We start from the raw sequence: 14,155 nt of genomic DNA on the forward strand, positions 1-14,155 counted from the left end.
GGACATGTACCGGGGTGTGGACGTATGTGCTGGATACAGTGCGCGCATGAACAGCGCGCCTGCCTCTTTCGACGACCTCGACCGGAAGATCATCACCGCTCTGATGGCGAACGCCAGGACGAGCTTCGCCGAGATCGGTACGGCCGTGGGTCTGTCCTCGACGGCCGTCAAGCGCCGGGTGGACCGGCTGCGGGACACGGGGGTGATCACCGGGTTCACGGCCACCGTGCGGCCGTCGGCGCTGGGCTGGCGCACGGAGGCGTACGTGGAGGTGTACTGCGAGGGCGCCGCGCCGCCGCGCCGCCTCGCGGAGGTGGCGCGCAACCATCCGGAGATCACCGCGGCGATGACGGTGACGGGCGGGGCGGACGCGCTGCTGCATGTGCGGGCGCGGGACGTGGAGCACTTCGAGAACGTGCTGGAGCGCATCAGGGCCGAGCCGTTCATCCGCAAGACGATCAGCGTGATGGTGCTGTCGCATCTGCTGCCGGACAGCCCGGAGGCGGGTGCGAGTCAACCCGCTCCCGAATAAACCTCCGCATACGCAGCGAACCTGCGTAGTCCCCCGACAGCACGCAGCATTCCTGCGTGAACACGCAACGCATGTTCCTTGTCGGGCGTACCGGTCAGTTCCTACCTTGGTGTCAACCCCCCAGTCGGTACCGTAGGAAATGCGGAAAGGTGGAGGTACCTCACCGTGACCGAAAGCCGTGTGCGGCGCCCCCGGCGCTTCCTCGTCTGTGAACCCAGACACTTCGCCGTGCAGTACGCGATCAACCCCTGGATGCGTCCCGACACCCCGGTCGACGTCGACCTCGCCCAGGAGCAGTGGCAGTCACTGATCCGCGCCTACCGTGCCCACGGCCACACCGTGGACACCGTGGAGCCGGCCCCCGGTCTTCCCGACATGGTGTTCGCCGCGAACTCGGCGGTCGTGGTGGCCGGCCGTGTCTTCGGCTCGCTCTTCCACGCTCCCGAGCGGCGGCCCGAGTCCGTCCACTACGACACCTGGTTCACGGCGGCGGGCTACGACGTCCACCGGCCGGAGTCCGTCTGCGAGGGCGAGGGCGACCTGGTGTGGACGGGCCGGTACGTGCTGGCCGGCACCGGGTTCCGCACGACCCGCGAGGCGCACCGGGAGGTGCAGGAGTTCTTCGGCCACCCGGTGATCAGCCTGACCCTGGTGGACCCGCACTTCTACCACCTGGACACGGCGCTGTTCGTCCTGGACGACGACAACATCTCGTACTACCCGGAGGCGTTCTCCGCCGGCAGCCGGGAGGTGCTCGCCCGGCTGTACCCGGACGCGGTGCTCGCCACCCGTGACGACGCCATGGCGTTCGGCCTGAACTCGGTCTCCGACGGCCGTCATGTCTTCATCGCACCCCGGGCCGAGGCCCTCGCCTCCCGTCTCACCGAGCGCGGCTATGTCCCCGTCCCCGTCGACCTCTCCGAGTTCCAGAAGGCCGGCGGTGGCATCAAGTGCTGCACCCAGGAGATCCGTTCATGACCGCACCCGTCGTCCGTACGCACACCTCCGCCGAGCTGATCCGTGCCGAGGAGCCCGTGCTCGCGCACAACTACCATCCGCTGCCCGTGGTCGTCGCGAGCGCCGAGGGCACCTGGGTGCGGGACGTCGAGGGCCGCCGCTACCTCGACATGCTGGCCGGCTACTCGGCCCTCAACTTCGGCCATCGGCACCCCCTGCTGATCGAGGCGGCCCACCGCCAGCTGGACCGTCTCACCCTCACTTCCCGCGCCTTCCACAACGACCGCCTCGCCGGGTTCGCCGAGCGACTCGCGATGCTGACCGGCCTGGACATGGTCCTGCCGATGAACACCGGCGCCGAGGCGGTCGAGAGCGGCATCAAGGTGGCCCGCAAGTGGGCGTACGAGGTGAAGGGCGTGCCCGCCGACCGGGCGACGATCGTGGTCGCCGCCGACAACTTCCACGGCCGTACGACGACGATCGTCAGCTTCTCGACGGACGAGACCGCGCGGGCGGGCTTCGGGCCGTTCACGCCGGGCTTCCGGATCGTCCCGTACAACGACCTGGCAGCGCTGGAGGAGGCCGTCGACGAGACGACGGCGGCGGTGCTGATCGAGCCCATCCAGGGCGAGGCGGGTGTCGTCATCCCCGACGACGGCTATCTGGCCGGGGTGCGGGAGCTGACCCGCCGCAGGAACTGCCTGTTCATCGCGGACGAGATCCAGTCCGGGCTCGGCCGGACCGGGCGGACGCTGGCCGTGGAGCACGAGGGGGTGGTGCCCGACGTGTTGCTGCTCGGCAAGGCGCTGGGCGGCGGGATCGTGCCGGTGTCCGCGGTGGTGGCCCGGCGGGAGGTGCTGTCGGTGCTGCGGCCGGGCGAGCACGGGTCGACCTTCGGCGGCAATCCACTCGCCGCCGCGGTCGGCACGGCGGTCGTGGAGCTGCTGGAGACGGGTGAGTTCCAGCGCCGGGCGACCGAGCTGGGCGTCGCCCTGCGGGACGGGCTGACCGGGCTGGTCGGCAAGGGCGTCGTCGGGTTCCGGGCGCGCGGGCTGTGGGCGGGCGTCGACATCGACCCGGCACTGGGCACCGGGCGCGAGGTGAGCGAGCGTCTCATGCGGGAGGGCGTCCTGGTCAAGGACACCCACGGCTCGACCGTCCGGCTGGCGCCGCCCCTGACCATCACGGGTGAGGAACTGGCCTCGGCGCTGGCCGCTCTGGAGCGGGTGCTGTCGCAGCGGGGCTGACTGCCCCCGGCGGTCCCATCACCGCTCTTGTGGCGGAGCGTTCGGCTCCCGGGTGGCTCAGCCGCAGTCGTGCAGGCAGGGTGAAGATTGAGTCGGGAGGTGGTAGACCACTCTCAGCGACAGAGAGGTCGGCCGTGGGCACATACGACGAGGACGACGTTGCCCGCCGGCGGTTCGGCGTGGCGGACACCGCACCCCTGCTGCTCGACACGCGGGGCGTGGTGACCAGCTGGACCAGGGACGCCGAACGCCTGCTGGGGTATCCGGCCGCCGAGGTGGTGGGCATGGACCTGGCGGGGCTGCTCGCCCATGGGGACGCGGTACGGGTGCCGCACGTCCTCGAGCGGTGCGGACGGGCCGGCGGCTGGGCGGGGCTGCTGTCGGCCCGCCGCAAGGACGGGCGGCCGGTGCCCGTCATGGCGCGGATCACCTCGGCCGACGAGCCGGGTGGCCGCCCCCGCTGGCTGGTCCTGCTGAACGAGATGGCCGACGCCCACGGCTGGAACATGAGCCGCTCGGTGCTGGAGAAGATGGTCGGCGGCTCCCCGATCGGCATAGCGATGGTCAACACCGACCTGCGCTTCGTGTGGTCGAACGAGGCCCTGTCCAGGTTCGGCGGCGGCCCGCCCGAGCGTCGGCTGGGGCTGCGGCTGGCGGACGTCCAACCCGGTCTGGACGCCGAGGCGATCGAGGCGCAGATGCGGCGGGTGCTGGAGACCGGGGAGCCCGTCATCGGGTACGAGCTCGTGGGGCGGGTGCGGGCCGCTCCGCATCGCGAGACGGCGCACATGCTGTCGTTCACCCGGCTGGACGACGACCTCGGCGGCCCGATGGGCGTCTACTACACGGTCGTGGACATGACCGAGCGGCACCGCGCCCGGCAGCGGCTCGCCCTGCTGGACCGGGCCGGCCGGCGCATCGGCCGCACCCTGGACATCGTCCGGACCGCTCAGGAGCTGGCGGACGTGGCGGTGCCGGGCTTCGCCGACGTCGTCACCGTCGATCTGCTGGAGCCCGTGCTGCGGGGCGCGGAGCCCGCGCCGGCACAGACGGCGGACGGCCCGGACGACTCCGTCACCCTGCGCCGGGCAGGGCGGCGGACGGCCGACGACCCCGGGGAAGCGACCGGCGCCCCCGCCGTCGTGTACCGGGCCGGCTCGCCCGCGGTGCGCTGTCTGGTCGGCGGGCGGCCCTTGCGGGTCGAGCGGCTCGACCCGCTGGACCCGCTCGATGCGCTCACCCAGGAGGGGGTCGCGGGGCTGCTCGCCGGGTCCGAGCCGACCAGTGCCCTGATCGTGCCGGTCCGGGCGCGCGGCGCCACCCTCGGCGTCACCACCTTCCTGCGCCGCCACCGGCACGACCCCTTCGACGAGGACGACCTGGCGCTCGCCGAGGACCTCGTCTCCCGGGCGGCCGTCTGCGTGGACAACGCCCGCCGCTACACGCGCGAGCGCGACGCGGCCCTGGTGCTCCAGCGCAACCTCCTCCCCCGACGGCTGCCCGAGCAGGACGCGGTCGAGGTGGCCGCCTGCTACCGGCCGGCCGACGAGCTGACCGGCCTCGGCGGCGACTGGTACGACCTGATTCCGCTGTCGGGGGCGCGGGTGGCCCTGGTGGTCGGCGAGGTGCCCGGGCACGGCATCGACGCCGCCGCGGCCATGGGGCGCGTGCGGACCGCCGTGCGCACCCTCGCCGCCCTGGACCTGCCGCCCGAGGAGATCCTGGCGCACCTCGACGACCTGGTCACCCGCATGGACGACGAGGAGGGCGCGGCCGAGGCGGAGGCCGGGCCCCGGACGGACGGCACCCGGACCGTGGGTTCCGCGTGCGTGTACGCCGTCTACGACCCCGTCGACGGGCGGTGCGCGATGGCCGCCGCCGGGCATCCCGCCCCGGCCGTCGTCCTGCCCGACGGCACCGTCACGTTCGTCGAGCTGCCCAAGGGACCGCCGCTCGGCGCGGGCGGGCCGCCGTTCGAGTCGGCCGTGGTGACATTGCCGGAGGGCAGCACGCTCGCGCTGCACACGGACGGTCTGCTGGCCCGTGGCGAGCGGTGGGCGCTGGACACCGACCGGGAACGGCTGCGGCACGCCCTGGAGCAGTCGGCCGAGACGCTCGACCTGCGCTGCCGGGCCGTGATCGACGCCCTCGTCCCCGCCCGTCCGTACGACGACGTGGCGCTGCTGATGGCCAGGACCCGCCGCCTGCCCGCCGACCGGGTCGCCGACTGGGAGCTGCCCGCCGACCCGGCGGCGGTGGCCGTGGCCCGCAAGACCGCGAGCCGCCGGCTGGCGGAGTGGGGGCTCGCGGAGCAGTCGTTCACCACCGAACTGGTCGTCAGCGAACTCGTCACCAACGCCATCCGGTACGCCACCGGACCGATCCGGCTGCGGTTGATCCGCGAGCGCACGCTGGTCTGCGAGGTCTTCGACGGCGGCGCCACCGCACCGCACCTGCGCCATCCGCGCGCCACCGACGAGGGCGGCCGCGGGCTGCTGCTGGTCTCGCAGGTCAGTCAGCGCTGGGGCACCCGCTTCCTGCCCGAGGGCAAGATCATCTGGGCCGAGCAGCCGCTCGCGGATCCCGGCGTGTGAACGGTCCCGCGAGACGCCCGGCCGACCCCATTCGTCACATGACATGAGAAAATGACGCAAGACCGGCGGATGGGGCGCGTCCATGAACGACTCGGCGATCGACTACACGGCGGTGTTCCAGGCGCTGCCGGGCATGGTGGCGCTGCTGACGCCCGAGCTGGTGTACGCGGACGCCAACGCCGAGTTCCTGCGCGTGAGCGGCCGCAAGCGCGAGCAGCTGGTCGGCCGGCACGTCTTCGAGGTCTTCCCCGACAACCCGAACGACGGGGCCGCGAGCGGTCTGCGCAACCTCCAGGCCTCACTGCACCGGGTGCTGGCCACCGGCGAGCGGGACGCCATGGCGCTGCAACGCTACGACGTCGAGTCGACCGAGCGGCCCGGCGAGTGGGACGAGCGCTACTGGAGCCCGGTCAACGCGCCGGTGTACGGACCCGACGGCTCGGTGGTGCTGCTGGTGCACCGGGTCGAGGAGGTCACCGAGCTGATCCGGGCCCGCGGCGGCCGCGGGACGGGTGGGGACACCGCGGGCAGCCGGGCCCGCGTCCTGGAGGCCGAGTTGTACACCCGCGCCCGTGAGCTCCAGGAACTGAACGAACGGCTGCGCCTGGCCCACGCCCGTGAGCGCGAGGTGGCCCTCGCTTTGCAGAAGGCGATGCTGCCCGCCGGCCGGCAGGTCGGACACCACCGGGCCGCCGTGCGCTACCGGCCGGCGGTCGGCGCGCTCAACGTGTGCGGGGACTGGTACGACCTGGTGGACCTGGTCGGCGGCAATCGCATCGGGGTGTCGGTCGGTGACGTCGTCGGCCACGGTCTGGAGGCCGCCGGGGTGATGGGCCAGCTGCGCAGCGCGCTCAGCGCCGCCTCCCGGGTCGCCGAGGGCCCGGCCGAGGCCCTGAACGTCCTCGGACGGTACGCGCACGTGGTGGACGGCGCCGAGTCGGCCACCGCGGTCACCACGTTCATCGACTTCGACCACCGCACCATCACCTACAGCAGCGCCGGACACCCCCCGCCCGTACTCGTCCACGCCGACGGCCGGGTGGAGTTCCTCGACCGGGCCACCGATCCCCCGCTCGACGCCCACCCCACCCCGATGCGGCGGCCCCAGGCGCGCACCACCTACGAAAGCGGCTCCACCCTCGCCCTGTACACCGACGGACTGGTCGAACGGCGGCACGAGGACATCGACACCGGCCTCGACCGGCTCGCCGACGCCCTGACCCGGCACCGGGACGCCGACCCCGAAAGCCTCGCGGACGCCGTCCTGTTGGAGCTTCTGCCGCCCGGCGGCGCAACAGACGACACGGCCCTGGTCGTCGTACGGCTGTGATGGCCTGGTCGGGTGAGCGGGGCCGGATCGCCCGGTACCGGGCACGGCCGCCTGCCCCTACACTGACACCCCACACCATGCCGGTTGACCTGCTGGAACACGACGGCGCGCCGATCCGCCGGACACGAGGAGCGACTCCCTTGTTCTACTACCTCCTGAAGTACGTGGTGTTGGGGCCGCTGCTGAGACTGCTCTTCCGCCCACGCATAGAGGGTCTGGAGCATGTGCCGGACTCGGGAGCGGCCATCATCGCGGGCAACCACCTGTCGTTCTCGGACCACTTCCTGATGCCCGCGATCCTCAAGCGCCGCATCACGTTCCTCGCGAAGGCCGAGTACTTCACGGGTCCCGGCCTCAAGGGCCGGCTGACCGCGGCCTTCTTCCGCAGCGCCGGCCAGATCCCGGTCGACCGCTCCGGCAAGGAAGCCGGCCAGGCCGCGATCCGCGAGGGCCTCGGCGTGCTGAGCAAGGACGAACTGCTCGGCATCTACCCGGAGGGCACCCGCTCGCACGACGGCCGCCTGTACAAGGGCAAGGTCGGGGTGGCCGTGATGGCGCTCCGGGCTCAGGTGCCCGTCGTCCCCTGTGCCATGATCGGCACCTTCGAGGCACAGCCGCCCGGCAAGGTGGTCCCGACCCTGCACCCGGTGGCGATCCGCTTCGGCAAGCCGCTCGACTTCTCCCGCTACCTCGGCATGGAGAACGAGAAGGCGGTGCTGCGCGCGATCACCGACGAGATCATGTACGCGATCCTGACGCTGTCCGAGCAGGAGTACGTGGACCAGTACGCCGCCGTCGCCAAGGCGGAGGAGCAGGCGGCGGCGAAGGCGGCCAAGGCGGAGAGGGAGCGCAGGTTCCCGAGGCTGCCGTCGCGTTGACGTCGCCGCGGCGGGTCGATGTCCCGTCGAGACGCCCGAGGGGCGGCCGGAGTGATCCGGCCGCCCCTCGTCGTTGTCGTTGTCGCTGTCGCGCAGGCGGTGCCTACGGCTTGGGGGTGGCGTGCGGCGCGCAGGTCACGTCCGCGGTGTCCAGCTTGCCGGTGAGGAGATAGGAGTCCACCCGGGAGTTGATGCAGGTGTTCACCAGACCGGTCACGCCGTGGGAGCCGGCGTCCTTCTCGGTGATCAGACGGGAGCCCTTGAAGCGCTTGTGCAGCTCGACGGCGCCCTCGTACGGGGTGGCCGCGTCATTCGTGGACTGCACGATGAGCACCTGCGGCAGGCCCTTGTGGGTCTTGACGTCCACCGGCGTCTGCTGCTTGGCCGGCCAGAAGGCGCACGGCAGGTTCATCCACGCGTTGGCCCAGGTCATGAACGGGTAGTCCTTGTTGAGCCGCGTGTTGTCCGTGTTCCACTTCCGCCAGCTGGTGGGCCACTTGGCGTCGGTGCACTCGACGGCGGTGTAGACGGCGTTGCCGTTCTCCGAGGAGATGTTGCCGTCCGTGTCGGTCAGGTCCGGTGCGGCCGCGTCCACGAGCGCCTGGGTGTCTCCCGCGACGTACTTGCTGAAGACCGTGGCGACCGGGACCCACGAGGAGTCGTAGTACGGGGCGCTCTGGAAGAAGGAGATCAGCTCCGCCGGGCCGACGAGACCGCCGAGGGGGTTCTTCTTCGCGGTGGCGCGCAGCTCGAGCCACTTGGCCTGGACGGCGGCGCGGGTGGTGCCGAGGTGGAAGGTGGCGTCGTTCTTGGCGACCCAGTCCTCCCAGTCCTTCCAGCGTCCCTCGAAGGCGACGTCCTGGTCGAGGTTGGCCTCGTACCAGATCTTCTCGCGGGACGGGTTGACCACGCTGTCGACGATCATGCGGCGCAGGTGACCCGGGAACATGGTGCCGTAGACGGCGCCGATGTAGGTGCCGTACGAGACGCCCAGGTAGTTGAGCTTCTTCTCACCGAGGGCGGCACGGATGACGTCCAGGTCGCGGACGGTGTTCGGGGTGGTCATCTGCGCCAGTACGGCCTTGCCGCTGCGCTCGGCGCACCCGTCCGCGTACTCACGGGCGAGCTTGATCTGGCCGAGCTTGTCGGCCTCGCTGTCCGGGACCGGGTCGGCCTTCGGCGCCTTGACGAACTCCTGCGGGTCGATGCAGGAGATGGGCGCGGAGTGGCCGACACCGCGCGGGTCGAAGCCCACGAAGTCGTAGGCCTTCGCCACGTTGGTCCAGACGGGTGCCTTGGTGGTGACGCGGCGCGGGAAGCGCAGCCCCGAGCCGCCGGGGCCGCCGGGGTTGTAGACGAGCGCGCCCTGGCGCTCCTGGGCCGTGCCCGTGTTGCCGATGCGGTCGACGGCGAGCTTGATCTGCTTGCCGTTGGGCTTGGCGTAGTCGAGCGGCACGCTGACCCAGCCGCACTGGATCGGCTTCTCCAGACCCCAGTCGGCAGGGCAGTCCTGCCAGTCGATGCCGGCCTTGGCGGCGCGCTCGGCGGCGATCGTGGCGCCTCGCGTCTCCCGGTCCTGACCCTGACGGCCGCTGCTCGCGCTCGCCGTGGGCGCCGCGAAAGCGCCGGCGAGCATCGTCGCGGCGACGAGCACGCCGGCCGAGCCGAGCGCCGTGGTGCGCTTGTTCGGTCGTATGTCCTTCAAGTGGGAACTCCCCTACCTGGTGATGGCGGCAGGGGGATCCTCGCGGCTGTGAGGCACCTGAGAAAAGGTGTAGTTGACCTTCTTTGCCAATCCGATAACCGGAAAGTGATGTACCGCTCACCGGATGTCGACATCGGCGAGCGCCTCGTCCAACGCCCGCCGCAGCCGCAGCGCGTCGGGCGCGACGGCGGTGACGAGAGCCGCGGGCCCGGCCAGTGGCATGACACGGGCGTGCTCGCCGACGCTCCGGGCCTCCGTCGGGGACTCGCGGAACTCCGGCCGTACGAGGACGAGTTGGCCCACTGCACGATACTCCGCCAGGACGGCGGGGCCGTCCCAGCCGCCGGGCGCGCCGGGCCCGCAGGCCAGTTCCTGATCGAGGACGACCCGCCCGGCGACCCGCACCGTGAGCCGGCTGGTCAGCCTTCCCGGCTCCTCCCCCACCCGGCCGAGCACCTGCTCCTCGCGCAGCACGAGCCGGGCGCCGGTCCCAAGCTCGGCCCGCGTGGTGACGAACAGATCGCTCCCCTTCGCCGAGATCAACTGCTCGGGGAGCCAGCGCAGTTCGCCACCGTCGGCGACGGTGAGGCGTACGTCGTAGTGTGCCTCGTCCTTCGCCTGCCCGGGCAGGGCGATGGTGGCGGCGGCCGAACCGACGTGCAGCCGGGCGCCGTTCCCGACGTCCGCCTCGACGGCGAAGCGGTCACCGCCGAGGGGGCCGCTCATCGCGCCGACGAGGAGGACGCGCGCCTCCCGGCCGCTGCCCCGGGTGCGCCGCAGAGCGAGCGGTCCGTCGCTCTCGAGGACGGGCAGGGAGGTTCCTCCGCGCCCGTCGTCCCTCGCCCCGATCCGCGCGGTGGCGTGCACACCGCTCATGTCACGCCGTCCAGGCGGAGAACCGCGCCCGCACCCACGCGGCCACGTCGGCGACACCGCCCTCGCCGCGCAACGACTGGAAGACGACGGGCAGTTCGGCCCGTTGGGCCTTGGCGTCGGCGGCCATGCGGGCGAGGTCGGAGCCGACGTACGGCGCCAGGTCGGTCTTGTTGACGACGAGGAGATCGGCGGTGGTGACGCCGGGCCCGCCCTTGCGGGGGATGTCGTCCCCGCCCGCGACGTCGATGACGAAGATCTGCGCGTCCACGAGGCCCTTGGAGAAGGTGGCGGTGAGGTTGTCCCCGCCGGACTCGACGAGGATCAGGTCCAGCGGCCCGGCCTCGTCCTCCAGATCCTCCACGGCCTCCAGGTTGGCGGAGATGTCGTCCCGGATCGCGGTGTGCGGGCAGGCGCCCGTCTCGACGGCCGTGATCCGCTCGGGCGGCAGCACGGCCTCCCGCAGCAGGAACTCGGCGTCCTCGCGCGTGTAGATGTCGTTGGTGACGACGGCGAGGGACAGTTCGTCACGCAGGGCCCGGCACAGCGCGGCGACGGTGGCGGTCTTGCCGGACCCGACGGGACCGCCGAGCCCGATACGCAGGGCGCGCCGCGAGCCGTCGGGCCGACGGGCGTCGGCGCTGACGGCGGCGGGACCGTGAGGGGAGTGACCAAGATGCACAACGGCTCCTATTCAGCCGGGTTGGGGTGACTCAGCCCGTCCGGCACGTGAGGACGAGGCCCTTTCAGAGCCACAGGAATTGTCGGAGCTCCAAGGGCTGTCCCGTGATCCCCGGCGGGCGCACGACGACAGCTACGGCACCTCGCCGCGTTGCCGGAACGCTCGAATACATCCAGTATGCGGAGGTGCCTCCGTCTTGCGATGCACCGCATCCGACGCCGCGCGCCGATCCACCAGGGATTACGGGGACGACCCTCAGGAGGCGAACAGGCGTACCGGCCAGGCCGCATGCACCTCCGCCCCGATCTCCAGCAGCGGCGCGGACGCCGCGGGAAGCACGTCGACGCCCGCCGTCGGCACCGCCGTCCCGGCGGACACGGCCCGGTCGACCACCCGGTCCAGCTCCGGCGCCAGCCTGGCCAGCACCGCCGTCGCCTCGAACGGGTCGAGGCCCAGCAACCGCACCACGGCGGTGGCCGGTCCGCTCACGCTCTCGTAGACCGCGCAGAACGCCGCGTCCGCCACCTCCAGGCCGGCCGCCCGCGCCGTCAGCCCCAGCACCACCGGCTGATGCGCCCCCTTGGGGAACTCCCGGGCCAGGGAGTCGAGTTCGGTGCTCGGCCAGGCCGTCCGGGCGGCCCGCATCAGCTGCCGGCCCAGCTTCCTGGCGGTCAGCCGCAGCGCCGGGGACGGGGTGCGGGCGTCCGCGGCCGCGTCCAGCTCCGCCGGGTCCGCCCCGGCCGCGGCGGCGGCCGCCAGTGCCGCCGCCACCAGTCCGGCCGTGTGCAGCCTCCCGCGGCAGAACGCCTCCAGGCTGGTCGCGCCGGTGATCCGTCCCGCCTTGACGGCCTGCTCCGCCCCGCCGGAGTGCGCGTGCCCTCCGGCGGGGAAGCGGCCGTCCGCCAGGACGAGCAGTGCTGCCCTTGTCACGTCGATGTCCTCAGAACCGGATCAGAACCGCATCAGAACAGGAAGTAGCGCTGTGCCATGGGCAGTTCGGCGGCCGGCGTCGCCTCGACGAGTTCCCCGTCGATGTGCACGGCGAAGCTGTCGGGGTCGACCTGGACGCGCGGCCGGGCGTCGTTCTCCCGCATGTGCGCCTTGGTCACCCCGCGCGTCGAGTCGATGGCGACGAACTTCTTGCCCAGTTGCAGCCGCTCCGGCAGCCCGTCCTCGATCGCGAGCGGCGCAACGAAGTTGAACGAGTTCGACGCGGGGGCCCGGCCGATCGCGCCGTACATCGGACGTGGCAGGATCGGCTGCGGCGTCGGGATCGAGGCGTTGGCGTCGCCCATCTGCGCGTACGCGATCTGCCCGCCCTTGATCACGAGGTGCGGCTTCACGCCGAAGAACGCCGGCTCCCACAGCACCAGGTCGGCGAGCTTGCCGCCCTCGACCGAGCCGATCTCGCGGGCCAGGCCCTGCGCGAGCGCCGGGTTGATCGTGTACTTGGCGATGTAGCGGCGTACCCGGTGGTTGTCCGCCCGGCCGTCCCCCGGCAGGGAGCCCCGGCGCCGCTTCATCACGTGCGCCGTCTGCCAGGTCCGCAGTATGACCTCACCGACCCGGCCCATGGCCTGCGCGTCGGAGGAGATGATCGAGATCGCCCCGAGGTCGTGCAGGATGTCCTCGGCCCCGATCGTGGACGGCCGGATCCGCGACTCGGCGAACGCCAGGTCCTCGGGGACCGCCGGGTTGAGGTGGTGGCACACCATCAGCATGTCGAGGTGTTCCTCGGCGGTGTTCACCGTGTACGGCCGCGTCGGGTTCGTCGAACTCGGCAGCACGTGCGGCTCGGAGACCACCGTCATGATGTCCGGCGCGTGCCCGCCGCCCGCACCCTCGGTGTGGTAGGCGTGGATGCCGCGTCCGGCGATCGCGGCTAGCGTGTCGCCCACGAACCCGGCCTCGTTCAGCGTGTCCGTGTGGATCGCGACCTGGATGCCCGTCCGGTCGGCGACGGTCAGCGAGGCGTCGATGACGGCCGGCGTCGAACCCCAGTCCTCGTGCAGCTTCAGGCCGAGCGCCCCGCCCCTGATCTGCGACAGCATCGCGTCCTGCGAGACGGTGTTGCCCTTGCCGAGGAAGCCGATGTTCAGCGGGTACTGCTCCATCGCCTCCAACATCCGCGCGAGGTGCCACGGCCCGGGCGTCACGGTGGTCGCCTTCGAGCCCTCGGCCGGTCCGGTGCCGCCGCCGACCAGCGTGGTGACACCGGCGGACAGCGCCTCGTCGGCGATCTGCGGGCAGATGAAGTGGACGTGCGCGTCGACCGCGCCGGCCGTCAGGATCCGCCCGTTGCCGGCGATGATCTCGGTCTCCGGGCCGATGACCAGGTCCGGGTGGACCCCGTCCATCGTGTCGGGGTTGCCGGCCTTGCCGATACCGGTGATACGCCCGTCGCGGATGCCGACGTCCGCCTTGACCACGCCCCAGTGGTCGACGACGACCGCGCCCGTGATGACGGTGTCGGGCGTGCCGTCCGCACGCGTGGCGCGGGACTGCCCCATGGACTCACGGATGACCTTGCCGCCGCCGAAGACCGCCTCCTCACCGGCGAGCCCGGGACCACCGCAGCGGTCCTCCTCGATCTCGATCAGCAGGTCGGTGTCGGCGAGCCGGATACGGTCGCCGGTCGTCGGGCCGAACAGGTCGGCGTACGCGGCACGCGAGATCTCAGGCATCCAGGGCACCTCCGGTCTCCCCGCGCAGCCCGGGCACGACACGGGCGCCGGCCAGCGGGACGAGTTCGACGTCGACGGGGATCCCGGGCTCGAAGCGCACGGCGGTGCCCGCGGCGACGTTCAGCCGCTTGCCGCGCGCGGCGGCGCGGTCGAACTCCAGGCCCGGGTTGGCCTCGCCGAAGTGGTAGTGGGAGCCGACCTGGACGGGCCGGTCGGCGGCGTTGAGCACGGTCAGGCGGGTGACCTCGCGGCCTTCGTTGTACACGACGGGCTCGTCCGCGAACAGGATCTCTCCGGGAATCATCGAGGCCCCCTCAGACGATCGGGTCGTGGACGGTGACGAGCTTGGTGCCGTCCGGGAAGGTGGCCTCGACCTGGACGTCGTGGATCATCTCGGGGATGCCCTCCATGACGTCGTCGCGGGTGAGCAGCTTGCGGCCGGAGGACATGAGCTCGGCCACCGTACGGCCGTCACGCGCGCCCTCGAGGAGGTGCGACGTGATGAGGGCCACGGCCTCCGGGTGGTTGAGCCTGAGCCCGCGGGCCCGGCGCTTCTCGGCGACATCGGCCGCCACGTGGATCAGCAGCCTCTCCTGCTCGTGCGGGGTCAGTTGCACGTCCCACCTCACATCTCGCTCCGGGCCGTGCGGGGCCCGACTGCCGCGGCCACGGG

General features: G+C 72.0%; 13 protein-coding genes. 6 read left to right on the forward strand and 7 right to left on the reverse strand.

The features are described from left to right. Positions 1-46 precede the first annotated feature (46 nt). The 6 genes from ACIPFH_RS38790 to ACIPFH_RS38815 all read left to right on the forward strand — a co-directional run bounded on the left by ACIPFH_RS38790 (position 47) and on the right by ACIPFH_RS38815 (position 7,538). Positions 47-532 carry an Lrp/AsnC family transcriptional regulator gene (locus ACIPFH_RS38790; RefSeq protein WP_356248252.1) on the forward strand — a complete coding sequence of 162 codons (486 nt, stop codon included), beginning with the start codon at positions 47-49 and terminating at the stop codon, positions 530-532. 165 nt (positions 533-697) lie between these two features. Beyond that, a complete protein-coding gene (gene ddaH, locus ACIPFH_RS38795) occupies positions 698-1,510 on the forward strand; it encodes a dimethylargininase (RefSeq protein ID WP_401834078.1) in 813 nt (270 codons plus the stop codon). Beyond that, on the forward strand, positions 1,507-2,736 hold the full coding sequence (gene rocD, locus ACIPFH_RS38800) for an ornithine--oxo-acid transaminase (protein ID WP_401834080.1): 1,230 nt from the start codon (positions 1,507-1,509) through the stop codon (positions 2,734-2,736). The genes ddaH and rocD overlap by 4 nt, the downstream gene beginning before the upstream one ends. A 134-nt stretch (positions 2,737-2,870) precedes the next feature. Continuing rightward, positions 2,871-5,330: a SpoIIE family protein phosphatase gene (locus tag ACIPFH_RS38805; protein WP_401834081.1), complete on the forward strand. Its 2,460-nt coding sequence runs from the start codon at positions 2,871-2,873 to the stop codon at positions 5,328-5,330. Between the two features lie 82 nt (positions 5,331-5,412). Next, positions 5,413-6,660 carry a PP2C family protein-serine/threonine phosphatase gene (locus ACIPFH_RS38810; RefSeq protein WP_401834082.1) on the forward strand — a complete coding sequence of 416 codons (1,248 nt, stop codon included), beginning with the start codon at positions 5,413-5,415 and terminating at the stop codon, positions 6,658-6,660. 140 nt (positions 6,661-6,800) lie between these two features. Continuing rightward, entirely contained in the window at positions 6,801-7,538 is a 738-nt protein-coding gene (locus tag ACIPFH_RS38815) for a lysophospholipid acyltransferase family protein (protein ID WP_356248262.1), read from the forward strand. Between the two features lie 103 nt (positions 7,539-7,641). On the opposite strand, the gene ACIPFH_RS38820 is transcribed toward ACIPFH_RS38815, so the two are convergent. From ACIPFH_RS38820 to ACIPFH_RS38850, 7 genes are all read right to left on the reverse strand, one after another. After that, positions 7,642-9,174: an alpha/beta hydrolase gene (locus ACIPFH_RS38820; RefSeq protein WP_401834302.1), complete on the reverse strand. Its 1,533-nt coding sequence runs from the start codon at positions 9,172-9,174 to the stop codon at positions 7,642-7,644. A 186-nt stretch (positions 9,175-9,360) separates the two neighbouring features. Next, positions 9,361-10,119 (reverse strand): urease accessory protein UreD, encoded by a 759-nt coding sequence (locus tag ACIPFH_RS38825; protein WP_401834085.1) that lies wholly within the window; start codon positions 10,117-10,119, stop codon positions 9,361-9,363. 1 nt (position 10,120) lies between these two features. Then, entirely contained in the window at positions 10,121-10,798 is a 678-nt protein-coding gene (gene ureG / locus ACIPFH_RS38830; RefSeq protein WP_356248268.1) for an urease accessory protein UreG, read from the reverse strand. A gap of 255 nt (positions 10,799-11,053) precedes the next feature. After that, entirely contained in the window at positions 11,054-11,728 is a 675-nt protein-coding gene (locus ACIPFH_RS38835; RefSeq protein ID WP_401834087.1) for an urease accessory protein UreF, read from the reverse strand. A 32-nt stretch (positions 11,729-11,760) separates the two neighbouring features. Beyond that, entirely contained in the window at positions 11,761-13,482 is a 1,722-nt protein-coding gene (locus ACIPFH_RS38840) for an urease subunit alpha (protein WP_356248272.1), read from the reverse strand. Further along, a complete protein-coding gene (locus tag ACIPFH_RS38845) occupies positions 13,475-13,786 on the reverse strand; it encodes an urease subunit beta (RefSeq protein ID WP_401834090.1) in 312 nt (103 codons plus the stop codon). The genes ACIPFH_RS38840 and ACIPFH_RS38845 overlap by 8 nt, the downstream gene beginning before the upstream one ends. A gap of 10 nt (positions 13,787-13,796) precedes the next feature. After that, positions 13,797-14,099, reverse strand: coding sequence for an urease subunit gamma (locus ACIPFH_RS38850; protein WP_184599242.1), 303 nt, complete (start codon positions 14,097-14,099; stop codon positions 13,797-13,799). Between the last annotated feature and the right edge of the window lie 56 nt (positions 14,100-14,155).

The sequence above is a fragment of the Streptomyces sp. NPDC088157 genome, from assembly GCF_044741545.1.
GTDB lineage: Bacteria > Actinomycetota > Actinomycetes > Streptomycetales > Streptomycetaceae > Streptomyces.